The following is a 13,031-nucleotide window of genomic DNA, read 5'->3' as shown; positions in this document are numbered from 1 at the left end:
GCCTGGCGGGCGTGGTGGCCCGGCTGCCCGGCCGCCGCCCGCCGGAACCGCCCCCGCCGCTCCCGCCGCTCCCCCCGGGCCGGCTCACCCCGGCGGGGCTCCGCGCCCGCACCCTGATGGCCGCCCGCCGGGGCGGGCCCTCCCGGGAGGCGGCGCCGTGAACCGTCCGGGCGGGGCCGTGCACCGCGCGGGCGGGGCCGGGACGCACCCGGCCGGTGGCCGGGCCCGGCTGACGGCGCGGGGGCTGGTGCGCCGGTACGGCGGGATCGAGGCCGTCGCCGGGGTGGACCTGAGCGCGCCACCGGGGCGGATCACCGCGCTCATCGGGCCGAACGGCGCCGGGAAGAGCACGCTGTTCGACTGCCTGGCCGGGACGGCCCGCCCGGACGCCGGCCAGGTGCTGCTCGGCGGCCGCGACGTCACCCGGCTGCCCGCGCACACCCGGGTCCGGCTCGGCATGGCCCGGACGTTCCAGCAGATCGCCGTCTTCCCGACCCTCCCGGTGGCGGACAACGTCCGGATCGGCGCCGAACAGCAGCGCGGCCGGCGGCCGGACCCTCGGGCCGTGGACGCGGCGACCGCGCGCGCCCTCGGCCTGTTCGGCCTCCAGGACGTGGCGGCGCAGCCGGCCGGGGACCAGCCGACCGGGGTGCTGCGCCTGGTGGAGCTGGCCCGTGCGCTGGCGGGTGACCCGCGTGTCCTGCTGCTGGACGAGCCCGCGGCGGGCCTGGACGCGGCCCAGACCGCCCGGCTGGTCTCCGTGCTGCGCGGTCTGGCCGACCGGGGCATGGCGCTGCTGCTGGTCGAGCACGATCCCGACCTGGTCCGCGAGCTCGCCGACACCGTGTACGTGATGGCGGGCGGCCGGGTGGTGGCCCGGGGTCCGGTCAGCCCCGTCCTCGGCGATGCCCGGGTGGCCCGGCTCTGGGGCGAGGCGGCGGGGGCGGACGGAGAGCGAACGGCTGACAACTGACAACTGACAGATAACAGACGACAGATAACAGATGACAACTTTCAACTTTCAACTTTCAGATTTCCACTTCTGTTCGCGCTCGCCCGCCGGCCCGCGCTCACCGGAGGTGACCCGCCGATGACCGTCGAAGCCGCGCTGTACGGCGTCCGGGTGCGGTACGGCCCGCTGGAGGCGCTGCACGGGGTGGACCTGGAGTTCCCGGCGGGCGCGGTCACGGTGCTGCTCGGCCGCAACGGCTCCGGGCGGACGAGTGCGCTGCACGCGCTGGCCGGACTGGTCCGTCCGGCCGCCGGGCGGGTGATCTGGCAGGGACGGGACGTCACGGCGCTCGGTGCGCACCAGCGGGTCCGACGGGGAATGGCGCTGGTGCCGGCGGAGCGGGCGGTGTTCGCCTCGCTGACAGTGGCCGAGCACCTCGGGCTGGGCGGCGCGACGTCGGGAGAAGCCCTCGACCTCTTCCCCGAGCTGTCCGCCCTGCTACCCCGGCCGGCCGGCACGCTCTCCGGCGGCCAGCAGCAACTCGTCGCCGTGGCCCGGGCGTTGACCTGCGGCCCGCGCCTCCTCCTGCTCGACGAGCCGGACCGGGGCCTGGCGCCCGCCGTCACCGCGCGGCTGCACGCGCACCTGCTCGCCACGGCCGCCGCCGAGGGCCGCACCGTCGTCCTGACCGCGCAGTCGCTGCCCCGCGGCCTGGCCGGCGCAGCAGTCGTCCACGTGCTGCACCGCGGCGAGGTCGGCTTCTCCGGGGAGCCCTCCGAGCTGAGTACCCGCCCGGCCGGGGCGTGGTGACCAGTTCACCCGGCGCCGCGGCGGCCATGACGGCGCCCAACAGCCCCCGAATGGCGTCGAGTTCGCGGATGGCCGCGGCGATCCGGTCGCATTCGGCGGCGAGGCCGGCGGACACGCCGCCGGCTACTGCGCGAGGTAGCCGCCGTCGACGGGGAGGACGGCACCGGTGACGAAGGAGGCGTCGTCGGAGGCGAGGAAGAGGACGGCCGCGGCCACCTCGGAGGGGGCGCCGAGGCGGCCCATCGGGTGGAGCTTCTCGATCGCGGCCAGGTACTCGGGGCCGCCCGGCTCGTCCTGCAGACGGCGGACGCGCTCGGTGGTGATGGTGCCGGGGGCGACGGCGTTGACCCGGATGCCGCGGTCGGCCCACTCGACGGCGAGGTGCTTGGTGAGGCCGGACGCGACGAACTTGGCGGGCCCGTAGACGGCCTGGCCGCGCTGTCCGGCCTCGCCGGAGATCGAGGACACGCAGACGACGGCGCCACCGGTGCCGCGCGGTGCGGCCATCGCCTCCACGGCGTACTTGCAGGTGAGGAACATGCCGCGGCCGTCGACGGCCATCACGTGGTCCCAGTCCTCGGCGCTCGCGTCGGTGATCTCCATCAGCGGGATCACGCCCGCGTTGGCCACCAGGACGTCGAGACGGCCGTGCCGTTCGACCGCGGCCTCGATCATCCGGCGGGCGTCCTCGTCCCGGGAGACGTCGCCGACCACCGTGGTGACGGCCTGCGGCAGCCGCTCGGCGAGCCTGCGCAGACCGTCGGCGTCGACGTCGGTGGCGACGACCAACGCCCCCTCGCGGGCGAAGCGTTCGGCCACCGCGCGGCCGATGCCGCTCGCCGCTCCCGTCACCACGCACGCCTTGCCGGCCAGCCGGCCGCCGGACCCGGAACCATCCTGGGGCAATCCGCTCACCTCGGTCATGCCACCGGACTCTACCGACGGAACGTCAGATCGCCACCGAGGCAGGGCCAGCGGCCGTGCCGGTCACCCGGGACGTGAACACCGGTCCCGCGGCGACCGGCACGGTCGCGGGCCCGCCACGAGGTCCGCTCACCCCGTGGCCGGGCCGGTCAGCCGGCCTGGGCGGGTGCCTGCTTGATCCGGTCGACGACCGCGCGGGTCGTGACGGCGACGGTGAACACCACCGTGCCGGGCTTGATCATGCCGTCCTTGCCGGAGGTGCCCTCCACCTGGACGGTGCGCTCGCCGAGGAAGACGAAGGTCTCCCGGTCGAAGATCCATTCGGTGCGCTGGCCCGAGGTCTCGTCCAGCCGGGCGACCGCGACCCCGTGCCGGCCCGCGGCGTCGACCGCGCCGTCGACCGTGACCACGCCCGGGATCTTCGCCGCGGCCTTGTAGAGCGCGCCCGCGAGGGCGGCCGGCGGGTAGCTCCCCCGCAGCAGGTCGCCGATCGTGGTGAACGCCTCCTGGTCGGGGCCGCGGCCCTGCCCCTTGGTCTCCGTGTAGATCTTCTGCAGCAGCTGGTCGGGGTCGGTGGGCAGCCCGGCGAGGTAGTTGTACGTGGGCGCGTTGAGGTTCGCCGTCGGAGCCTTGCCCGTCTCGGTGGGCCCCTCCAGGGTGATGCCGTCGCGGCCGGTGTTGCCGGGCTCGATCAGCCAGCCCTTGGCGCCGTCCGGGGAGTTCCAGGTCTGGCGCAGGTGCAGTTCCTCGCTGACCAGGGTGCTCTTGTCCCCGACGGTCTTCACGTACGTGGTGGCCGTCGTCGAACCGATGTAGACGAACTGGTCCGCGCGCACCGCCGGGCCGGAGGTCTCGGCGGCCGCCAGGGAGATGCGGCCCAGGAGTTGCGTCGCGCCGTTGGGGTCGGCGGCGCCGATCCGGGTGGTCAGCAGCGGGCCCGTGGCGACCGACGAGCCGGAGCCGTCACCCGTGCCGTCCTCGCCCGACAGGACGTGGACGCCGGTCGCGACCGCGCCGGCCAGGGCGCAGGCGGTCACGGGCAGGAGGACCGCACGGCGCAGGAACGGGCTGCGCGGCTTCGCGGCGGGAGCGGGACGGGCAGGTGTGGCGGGGGTGGCAGATGTGGCGGGGGTGGCGTCGGCGGGTCGGAGGTCGTCGCGGATCCGGGCCATGAGGCGCTCCTTGTGGAACTGGTGGCGGCCCGCCGGTAGCTCGCGCTCCGCGGACGGCAGGAGGTGCTTGGTCTCCTCCCACGCGGCCGGGTGAGGCTGCGAAAGCTTGCCGTTCATCGGAGTCCTTCCTTTGCGGGCCGGACCGCGTTCGCGCGGTCGCCATATGTCTGTCGGGGGCGGTCGGCGGGTTCCCGTCGGTTCTTCCTCAGTTCGGCGTCGGCGAGCCTGCGCAGCTTCGTGCGGGCCCGGGACAGCCGTGAGCGGACGGTGCCGACCGGGATGCCCAGGACCTGCGCGGCCTCGGCGTACTCCAGACCCTCCAGGCACAGCAGGAGCACTTCACGCTCGGGCCGCCGCAGCGCGCTCAGCCGGTTCAGCGTGACCGCGATGCGCCGCCGGTCGTCGAGCCGGCCGGCCACCTCGTCGGCGTGGTCGGGCACGGGGGCCGCCGCCGCGGCGGCGGCAGCGGCCGCGTTCCGGTAACGACGATTGCTGCGGCAGTGGTTGCGGGCGAGGTTGGTGGCGATGCCCAGCAGCCACGGCCGGAGCGAGCCGCCCTCGGGTTCCACCTGTTCGCGCAGCCGCCACGCCTCCAGGAAGACCGCCGACATGACGTCCTCCGCGACGGACCAGTCCCCGGTCAGCCGGAAGGCGTGGTTGTAGACGGTGCGTGCGTAGCCGTCGAACAGCTCCGCGAAGACGTCAGGATCCCCGGACCGCACCCGGGTTCGCATTTCTGTGGTCACTCCTGTCGGCTGTCCGGGACCGGGGGCGGGTTCCCGTGGCGTGCGTCACAGTCGGCCCCGCGCGGGTGATCGCGTCGGTGGTCATGGCGCACCGAACGGTACGCGAACCGCGGCGGCCGTCCCGAAGCCGCGCTCGGACGCGACGGTGACCGAGCCCGCACATGCGTTCGGCCCGCGGCGCCCGTGCCAGCCGCTCGGCTGGCACGGGCGCCGCGGGCCCCCGTTCCCCCGTCTCCCCCGTTCCCCCGCTTCCCCCGTCTCCCCCTGCCCCCGCTTCCCCCGTGCCCCCCGCCGGGCTCAGCCCACCGTGAGGACGATCTTGCCCCGCAGGTGCCCGCGCTCGCTCTCCCGCTGCGCCTCGGCGGCCTCCGCCAGCGGGTACACCCGATGCAGCGGCAGCCGCAGGGTGCCCGCCTCGTGCAGGGCGAGCGCGCCCGCCAGGGCCGGGGCGTGGTACTCGACGTCCTCGGAGCCGCCGGTGAACCGCACCCCGTGCGCGGCCGCGCCCTCGAAGTCGGCGATGGTCAGCACGTGTTCGGCGCCACCGGTCAACGCGATCGAGTACGGCAGCACGTCGCCCTGGCCGGCCGCGTCGAGCACCTTGTGCACGCCCTCCGGCGCGGCGGCCCGCACCCGCTCGGCGAGGCCCTCTCCGTACGCGACGGGCGTCGCACCCAGCTCGCGCAGGTGGGCGTGGTTGGCCTCGCTCGCGGTGCCGATCACCCGGATCCCGCGCGAGCGGGCGAACTGCAACAGCACCGTGCCGACGCCGCCGGCCGCGCCGTGCACCAGCAGGGTCTGGCCCGTCGTGACGCCCAGCAGGTCCAGCGACCGCCAGGCCGTCTCGGCCGCCACCGGGATCGCCGCGGCCTCCTCCCAGCCCAGCGTGGCGGGCTTGCGGGCCAGCTTGCCGGCGTCCACCACCACGTGCTCGGCGTAGCCGCCGACGAGGCTCAGGCCGAACACCTCGTCGCCGGGCCGCCACGCGGTGACGTCCTCGCCGACCGCCTCCACCACGCCGGCCACCTCGGAGCCGGCGACGTACGGGAAGGTGAGCGGGAAGAGCGCGGTCAGGGCGCCGTTGCGCAGCTTGTGGTCCAGCGGGTTGACGCCCGCGGTGCGGACGGCGACCCGCACCCGGCCCGGGCCGGGCGCGGGCAGGTCGAGGTCGAGCGGACGCAGCACGTCCGGGCCGCCGTACTCGGAGAAGCCGATGGCCTTGGTCATGGGGATCCCACCGTTCGTGGTGTCAGGGGAGGTTCGTCGTGGTGACGTCTCCAGCCTGGTGGCCCGGCGGGCGGTCACCGGCCCGCCGTTCGGCCGGTTCCGCCTGGCCGAACGGCCAGGCCGGTGCGGGGACCGCCCGGCTAGGCTCGACGGCATGACGGACGAGGTGGCGGTCGGTACGGCGGCGCGGCAGGCGGACACGGCGGCGGTCGGTGCGGCAGGCCGGCGGGCGGGCCCGGCGGCGGGCGGCCCGGACCGGGCGGGCGGCGGGCCGGGCGCCGGCTGGGAGCGCCCCGAGGACGCGCTGGCGCGGGCCGTGGAGGTGCTGCGCGCGCCCCGGCCGGCCATGCTGCCGCGGCTCTCCGAGACCCTCGCCGGCCTCGTCCCGCACACCGCACTCGCCCAGCTCAGCGGCGTCTGCACCTACTCCCCCACCAACGCCTACGGCGCCGCCGACCTGGCCGGGCGGATCACCAGCCTGGAGCTGGCCCAGCTGGCGGAGGCCGTGCCGCCCGGCCGCGTGTGGCAGGGCGAGGCGGTGCTGGCGGGCCGGCCGCGGCCGGCCGTGGCGGTCGCCTCGGCACCGGCCGGGAGCAACGGGGCGCTGCTGGTGCTGGTCCGGGAGGACGGCACGCCGCTGCCCGCGGAGCCGCTCGGCGTCCTCCGGCAGTTCTGGGAGCTGGTCACCACCCACTCCCACCACCGCGCCGCCGACGCCGCGCCCGTGCACGCGGCCGCGTCCCGGGCCTCGGCGGGTGCCCGGGCCCGCGCCATCGCCGAGCTGAGCGGCGCGCACGCCTCGGCGCTCACCGCGATCCTGGCCCCGCTGCGCTCGGCCGCCCTGGACGACGCCACGGCGCGCCGCAACGCCACCGAACTCGCCGTGGACGCCCTGCTCGGCCTGCGCGCGGGCGCCGACCTCGACCGGGAGCTGAGCGAGGAGCCCGCCGTCACCGCGTTCGCCCGGCTGGCCGACGACCTGCGCCCGCTGTTGCGGCACAGCCCCGTCCGGCTCGACCTGCTCGCGCCCTCGGCCGGTGACCGTTCCGTCCCCGCCGACATCGCGCACACCGCCCGGGCGGCCGTCCGCTCCACCGTGCTCACCATGCTGGAGCAGGACGACCTCACGCGCCTGCACGTGAGTTGGCAGTTCGCCGGGGACGGGTTGCGGGCCGTGGTCCGCGACGACGGGCCCGGTCTGCTGGCCCCCGACGCGCTGGCCGTCCACCGGACCACCGACCGGATCGCCGCCCTGGCCGGGCGGCTGACCGTCGACGCCGTCCCCGGCTGGGGCACCACCGTCACCGTCGACCTGCCGCTCGAACTGCCGGCGGCGCCGCTCTCCGCGGACCCGCTGGAGGGGCTGCAGCCACGGGAGTTGGAGGTCCTCGACCAGCTCGCCCACGGCCGCCGCAACCGCGAGATCGCCCGGGCGCTGCACATCAGCGAGTCCACGGTGAAGTTCCATGTCGCCAACATCCTGGCCAAGTTGGGCGTCGGATCGCGCGGCGAGGCGGCCGCCCTGGCCCACCGCGCCGGCCTGCCCTCCTCGCCCGCCCTGTATGCCGCCTCGTGAACCGCCAAGGCGCGTCTGGCAGACACGCCTTAAAGATCGTTTCAGAATGCCGTTCGGAGTCGGCCAGCAGCCCAACTCATCCTGAAAGGACCAGCAAGGCCGACCATGGCCGAGCCGGTTCCCTTCTCGACTGGCTGCGCCTTGTCAGTACCGCCGACCCCGTTCGCGCAGCCGCCGGTTGCGCCTTGCTCGTCGTCGAACTTCCTCCTGACGCACCCGCTCGGCTTTCGCGCGGGCGTCGCGCTCAGCTTCGGCATGCTTCCGCTCGGCTTCCGCACGGGCCTGTCGCCGGGCCTCGGCGTCCGGGTCCTCTGCGGCACGCGGGGTCTGGAAGTGCCTCTGCTCGTCGGACTGCAGAGGAGGTGGCGGGTCCGTCCGCCACGTATGCCCGCCGGACTGCGGCGTGTCCTGCTCGGCTCGCGCGTACGGTCCAGGAGGGAGCGGTTCATCCGGACTCCCGGCTCGGCCGCCTGCGATCCACCGGCGTAACGCGACGCAGGCGACCAGCGGCCCGAGGAGCAGCGAGAGCAGCCACAGCGTGAGGACCGTGGACCAGAGGCTGCCGTGGGGCCTGGGGCCTGGCAGAAGCGATCCCAGCAACACCATCAGCACGAACAGCGCCAGCCAGGTAGCGACGACCACGGCCGCCGCCCGAGCGGCAGCCACCACATACCCCATAGCTCCCCCTCATGGCAGTATCGGCATCGGAGCGCGTCCACAACCAATGGCCTACCGTTGGTCATTGCTCCTGACGCGGCAGCACGCTCACCGTGTCCTACCCGCTTGCTGACAGGCTATCTGCGGTTCACGTTCGCCAAATGGACACGCGTGAGTGCCGGGCGGCACCGATCTGGGGATACCTCAGCTCCCACCAGACCCGGCACGTGGTGGACAACGGCTCAAAGCGTCCAACGTAGCGGCCGACTCAGGCGCTGACGCCCGATCCACTGCCGCTCCACCCGCAGCGCGGTCCTCTGGAAACGGTCAATCAGTAGTAGTGCCGCAGTCGGGGCCAGAGCGCCGACCAGGGGGCGGTGGTGCCGGTGCAGAGCAGGACGGGGGCGTGCTGTTCCTGGTTCGGGACGCCGTGGGCGTTGTCGACGCGGGCGACCACCCGGCAGCCGGTGAAGTTGCGTTCCACGGCCGGGTAGCCGTCGGGGTGCAGCAGCAGGACCGGGCCGTTCGAACCGTCCGGTGGCGGGCCCCAGTCGGCGAGGCTCATGTGCCCGGAGTACGGGGCCGGCAGGCCGAGGCCCGGGCCGTACCGGGCGAGTGCGCCCGCCTCGCCGTAGTCGGTGACGAAGACCACCGCCCGGTCGCGCTGGTCGGGCGGGATCGCGGACCAGCCCTCGGCGGCCGCCGCGGCCAGTTCGGGCCAGCCGATCTGCTCGGCCTGCTCGGGGTAGATCCAGGTCACCGCGGGCGTCAGTCGGGCCGGCAGCACGGGCAGGGTGATCACCGCGTTGACGGCCGCGGCGAAGGCCAGCCAGCCCGCGAACGCCGCCCGCCGGCGCCGGGGCCGGGCCGCCAGCCGCTGCGCGAGCGGCTCGCAGCCGGCCGCCACCAGCACGAACAGCAGCGGGAACGCGTAGTACGGCTTGCCGCCGCCGATGATCACCAGCGCGCAGAGCACCGGGTAGGCGAGGGCGAAGGCCTTCGCCCAGTGCAGCGCGGGGTCGGTGCGCAGCCGCCGGAAGCCCGCGGCCCAGACCGGGACGAGCACCGGGGACAGGTACAGGACCTGCATCGGCACGAACATCAGCCGGTTGCCGGTGCCGTCCTCGTCGCTGATCCCGCCGGCCACGGTCAGCTCGGGCCAGCCGTGCGCGGCCTGCCACCACAGGTTGGGCAGCGCGACGAGCAGGGCCACGGCTGCCCCCGCCACCGGCCACCAGCCGCGCAGCACCCGCCGGGGCCCGGCCACCAGCACGGCGGGGACGAGCGCGGCGGCGAGCAGCGGGACGAGGTCCTTGTTCAGCAGTGCCACCCCGGTCGCCGCGCCGACCGCGGGCCACCAGCGGCCGTCACCGGTGCGCAGCAGCCGCAGCGCGAGCAGGCAGACGGTCAGCCAGGCGGGCAGGTCGAAGGTGCTGGTGTTGAGCAGGTGGCCGGTCGCCAGGACGAACGCGGAGACCGCCGCGCTGCAGGCGGCGAGCACCTGGCCGCGCCGTCCGGAGCCCAACTCCCGTGCCAGCAGCGCGACCAGGGTGACGGTGGTGGCGGCCAGCAGCGCCGGGACCACCCGCAGGCCGGTGAGGCCGTCGCCGAACAGTGTCGTCGACGCCCGCCCGAGCAGCGGGGTCAGCGGCGGCTGGTCGACGTAGCCCCAGGCGGGGTGCTGCCCGGCGAGCAGGAAATACAGCTCGTCGCGGTGGTAGCCGTAGCGGCCCGCGAGCAGGACCAGCAGTGCGGCCACGCCACCGGCGATCCCGGCCACGGGTTTCGCCGCGAACGGGCTCAGCATCGACGTGCTCGGCGTGAACGTGCTCGGCGCTGACGGTTCCGGCGCCAACGGCGTGGCGGACGGTCCCGGCACCGCGGCCGGATCGTCCGGCGCATCCCCCCGAATGCCCATGGGGGAAGTGTCGCAGGCGTGTCGCCGTCGCGGAAGTCGGCTGCACGGGGTCGCGGCGTAGGCTCGGCGCATGACCGCTTCCCCCTCGAACCTCTGGGACGCCTCCGCCGCGGGCGTGCTGCGGCTGCCGTCCGGCCGGCTGGTCCGGGGCCGCGGCCTGCGCCACCCCCTCCCGCCCGGTCCGCGGCCCAGCTTCGGCCTCTACCTGCTGGGCCACCGGCCGACGGACCTCCCGTGGGAGAGCCGGTGGCTGCGCTGGCCGGACTTCCGGCTGCCCGCCGACCGCGCCGAGGCCGCCGAGGCGTTCCGCGAGGCGTGGGAGCGCTCGGCCGGCGAACGCGTCGAGTTCGCCTGCGTCGGCGGCCGCGGCCGGACGGGCACGGCGCTCGCCTGCGTGGCGGTCCTCGACGGCGTGCCGCCCGGCGAGGCGGTGGCGTACGTCCGCACGCACTACTCCCGGCACGCGGTCGAAACGCCTTGGCAGCGACGGTTCGTGGCACGGTTCGGGTAGTTCGTGGCACGGTGCGGGTAGTTCGGGTGAGCGGCCCGGCCGGGCGGGGCGCCGCCGCGCGCTGCCGGCGGTGGAGGCGTGCAAGCCTCGGAACACCCTTAGGGTTCCGGCGGATCAGGCGTGAACGTGATCCGCCAGGTTCCAGGGCGTCAGGCGATAGAGAACTGAGCGATGTACTCGGCGAAGGATGGGATTCCCACCTCTGCACGGCGCTCGTCCATGCGCTCGGGTTCCTCGCAGGGCCACGGGATCGGCGAGCCGTCCCTCACGCCGGCGATCTGCGTGCCGTAGATCTGCTCCCGCCCCTCGTTCACCAGCGTGCGCTCGACTTCATTGCGGCGCCTGTACATCTCCTTGTCGAAGCCCCCCGGCCGACCACCCTGACTGCCTCGACCTCGCCGGTTGGCCCGCTGGCCGGGATCGCATCCCAGGTTCTCTCTGGGGAAGCGCTGACCTCGGTTCACCCCTGCGACCGCACGACACGGCAGCGGGTGGCAGGCGCCTCCTCCCGATCACGTGCGGACCTCCCGACCTGGGGAGATGAGCAGGGCCCCTGTTATTGTGCGCCGATGTCAACGATCAAACAGTTCCAAGTGACCTTCGACTGCGCGGAGCCTGCGCGCCTCGCCGCCTTCTGGTGTGAGGTGCTGGGGTACGTCGTACCGACAGTCCCGGAGGGCTTTGCCACGTGGGAGGAGTACCACCACTCGCTGCCGCCTGAGGACGAGATCTACTTCGCGTGCACTGATCCCTCGGGTGTGGGCCCGCGCGTGCTCTTCCAGCGGGTTCCCGAAGGCAAGGTCGTCAAGAACCGGGTGCATCTTGATGTGCGGGTCGGCACAGGGCTCGTGCCGCCCAGTCGGCGTGGTCCCAGCTGGTGCCGTCGCCGGCGTCGGTGGCCACCAGGCGGACGGTGGTGGCGCCGGTGAGGTCGGCGGTGAGGTGCTTGGCCGGGTCCTTGCCGGTGAGCGGGCCGCTGTCGGCGACCTTGGTGCCGTCCTTGTAGACCTGGAACACCACCGAGCCGTTGCCGTAGGCGTCGTCGTCGACGCCGACGTCGGTCACCAGGTGCCGGCAGGTGCCGCCGAGGTGGAAGGCGATGTCACTGGGGGCGTGTGCGCCGAGGCCCTTGGCGTACGTGGTGCCCCGGATGCTGAGGGTCGTTCCGTCACCGGTCCCGTGGTCGCCGTTGGTGGTGTCCCGTTCGACCGGGCCCCAGAAGTTGGTGGCCGAGGCGAACGGCAGGTCGCTCAGCCAGGTCGTCCCGGTGGGCGGGGAGACCGGCGAGCCGGGCGTGACCCGGAACATGGCGGTGCCGTGCCCGGGGACGGTGGCGCTGACGGTCCCGGTGCTGGTGCCGGTCTGCTTCGACCAGAGGTCCTTGACGGTGTAGGAGGTCGCGCCGCCGATGCCGAGGGTCTGGGCGGTGGTGGTGATGACGGCGTCGTAGGAGCCCTCGTTGGTCAGGGTGACGGCCCGGCTGCCGTCGGCCAGCGGCTTGCTCATCACGACCAGGCCGTTCTGGCTGGAGACCACCGAGCCCTGCCGGCCCAGCGGGTCCTGGTCGACGGCGATCACGTCGGCGTTGGTGAGGATCTCGAAGGTCTCGGGTTCGGCGGTGCGCAGGTCGGTGCCGATCATCAGCGGGGCGGCCATCTCGGCCCAGAGGCTGAAGTGGGTGCGGTACTCGGTGGCGGTCATGCCGCCGTTGCCGACCTCCAGCATGTCGGGGTCGTTGAAGGCGCCGGGCTTGGCGTAGGCGGCGGTGCCCTGGTTGGCCTGGGCTATGGAGATCATGCTCTGCCAGGTGTCGCTGATGTCGCCGGTGGTGCGCCAGGAGTTGCCGACCGGGCCGGCCCAGTTCCACGGGCCGGTGCTGCCCCACTCGCAGATGCTGTAGAGGATCGGCCGGCCGGTGGCCTTCAGCGCGTCGCCCATGGCCTGGTAGCGCGCCTTGGCGTCGAGGCCCTGGCTGTTGCAGTTGTCGTACTTCAGGTAGTCGACGCCCCAGGAGGCCCACAGGTCGGCGTCCTGCCGCTCGTGGCCGAGCCCGCCGGGGAAGCCCTTGACGTCGCAGGTCTTGCTGCCGGCGCTGGAGTAGATGCCGAACTTCAGGCCCTTGCCGTGGACGTAGTCGGCGAGCGCCTTGATCCCGTGCGGGAAGCGGACCGGGTCGGGGACGAGGTCGCCGGCCGCGTTGCGTTCCGGCAGTGCCCAGCAGTCGTCGAGGTTGACGTACCGGTAGCCGGCCGCCTTGAGGCCCTTGCTGACGAAGAGGTCGGCGATTCCCTTGATCATGTCCTCGTTGAAGCGGTCGCCGCAGTGCGTGGAGTTCCAGTTGTTGAACCCCATCTGCGGCGTCCGGTTGAGGCCGTTGTCGAGGGCCGAAGCCTCCGGGGCGGTGGCGAGTTGGAGTCCGACGGCGAGGGCGCCGCCGCCGGTGAGCAGGGTCAGGGCGGTCACCGCCGAGGCTAAGCGGCGGGACAGTGCGGTGCGCTGGGAACGCAAAGGTCCTCCTCGGTAGGTGGTGCGGGTGGG

The 13,031-nt window shown here is 74.2% G+C and carries 10 protein-coding genes and 3 pseudogenes; 5 read left to right on the top strand and 8 right to left on the bottom strand.

The genetic code is table 11. The annotated features are described in order from the left end of the window. Both ABZ885_RS25560 and ABZ885_RS25555 read left to right on the top strand, forming a co-directional pair. On the top strand, window positions 1–973 hold a 973-nt coding region (locus ABZ885_RS25560; RefSeq protein ID WP_360192969.1), incomplete at its 5' end, for an ABC transporter ATP-binding protein. Between the two features lie 117 nt (window positions 974–1,090). Further along, window positions 1,091–1,762: an ATP-binding cassette domain-containing protein gene (locus ABZ885_RS25555; RefSeq protein ID WP_360192967.1), complete on the top strand. Its 672-nt coding sequence runs from the start codon at window positions 1,091–1,093 to the stop codon at window positions 1,760–1,762. 123 nt (window positions 1,763–1,885) lie between these two features. Here ABZ885_RS25555 and ABZ885_RS25550 read toward each other — a convergent pair whose 3' ends face one another. The 4 genes from ABZ885_RS25550 to ABZ885_RS25535 all read right to left on the bottom strand — a co-directional run bounded on the left by ABZ885_RS25550 (window position 1,886) and on the right by ABZ885_RS25535 (window position 5,831). Further along, window positions 1,886–2,686, bottom strand: a complete 801-nt coding sequence (locus tag ABZ885_RS25550; protein WP_360192964.1) for an SDR family NAD(P)-dependent oxidoreductase — start codon at window positions 2,684–2,686, stop codon at window positions 1,886–1,888. 149 nt (window positions 2,687–2,835) lie between these two features. Beyond that, the gene (locus ABZ885_RS25545) at window positions 2,836–3,975 is read right to left on the bottom strand and encodes a CU044_5270 family protein (RefSeq protein ID WP_360192961.1); all 1,140 of its coding nucleotides are present in this window, start codon (window positions 3,973–3,975) and stop codon (window positions 2,836–2,838) included. After that, window positions 3,972–4,604 (bottom strand): RNA polymerase sigma factor, encoded by a 633-nt coding sequence (locus tag ABZ885_RS25540; protein ID WP_360192958.1) that lies wholly within the window; start codon window positions 4,602–4,604, stop codon window positions 3,972–3,974. Before ABZ885_RS25540 ends, ABZ885_RS25545 begins: the two co-directional genes overlap by 4 nt. Window positions 4,605–4,901: 297 nt before the next feature. After that, a complete protein-coding gene (locus tag ABZ885_RS25535; protein WP_360192955.1) occupies window positions 4,902–5,831 on the bottom strand; it encodes an NADP-dependent oxidoreductase in 930 nt (309 codons plus the stop codon). 154 nt (window positions 5,832–5,985) lie between these two features. Between ABZ885_RS25535 and ABZ885_RS25530 the strand changes: the two genes are divergently transcribed. Beyond that, window positions 5,986–7,407, top strand: a complete 1,422-nt coding sequence (locus ABZ885_RS25530; RefSeq protein WP_360192952.1) for a response regulator transcription factor — start codon at window positions 5,986–5,988, stop codon at window positions 7,405–7,407. 988 nt (window positions 7,408–8,395) lie between these two features. Here ABZ885_RS25530 and ABZ885_RS25525 read toward each other — a convergent pair. Beyond that, entirely contained in the window at window positions 8,396–9,871 is a 1,476-nt protein-coding gene (locus ABZ885_RS25525) for a glycosyltransferase family 39 protein (RefSeq protein ID WP_360192949.1), read from the bottom strand. Window positions 9,872–10,052: 181 nt separating this feature from the next. Here ABZ885_RS25525 and ABZ885_RS25520 point away from each other — a divergent pair, with 181 nt between their 5' ends. Then, complete coding sequence (locus ABZ885_RS25520; protein ID WP_360192946.1) at window positions 10,053–10,493, top strand: protein phosphatase; 441 nt, start codon at window positions 10,053–10,055, stop codon at window positions 10,491–10,493. A gap of 149 nt (window positions 10,494–10,642) precedes the next feature. Here ABZ885_RS25520 and ABZ885_RS25515 read toward each other — a convergent pair. Together ABZ885_RS25515 and ABZ885_RS25510 are read right to left on the bottom strand one after the other, a co-directional pair. Beyond that, window positions 10,643–10,819 (bottom strand): annotated as a pseudogene (locus ABZ885_RS25515) (DUF6624 domain-containing protein); the annotation flags it as partial. Next, window positions 10,808–10,906, bottom strand: a pseudogene (locus tag ABZ885_RS25510) (IS5/IS1182 family transposase); the annotation flags it as partial. The pseudogenes ABZ885_RS25510 and ABZ885_RS25515, both read right to left, overlap by 12 nt. Before the next feature lie 156 nt (window positions 10,907–11,062). Between ABZ885_RS25510 and ABZ885_RS25505 the strand changes: the two are divergent. Continuing rightward, a pseudogene (locus ABZ885_RS25505) lies at window positions 11,063–11,344 on the top strand (VOC family protein); the annotation flags it as partial. Here the strand turns inward: ABZ885_RS25505 and ABZ885_RS25500 are convergent. Next, entirely contained in the window at window positions 11,298–12,941 is a 1,644-nt protein-coding gene (locus ABZ885_RS25500) for an NPCBM/NEW2 domain-containing protein (protein ID WP_360192972.1), read from the bottom strand. The pseudogene ABZ885_RS25505 and the gene ABZ885_RS25500 overlap by 47 nt on opposite strands. Between the last annotated feature and the right edge of the window lie 90 nt (window positions 12,942–13,031).

Source organism: Kitasatospora sp. NPDC047058 (assembly GCF_040643935.1).
GTDB lineage: Bacteria > Actinomycetota > Actinomycetes > Streptomycetales > Streptomycetaceae > Kitasatospora.
This window is presented reverse-complemented; position numbering and strand designations above follow the sequence as displayed.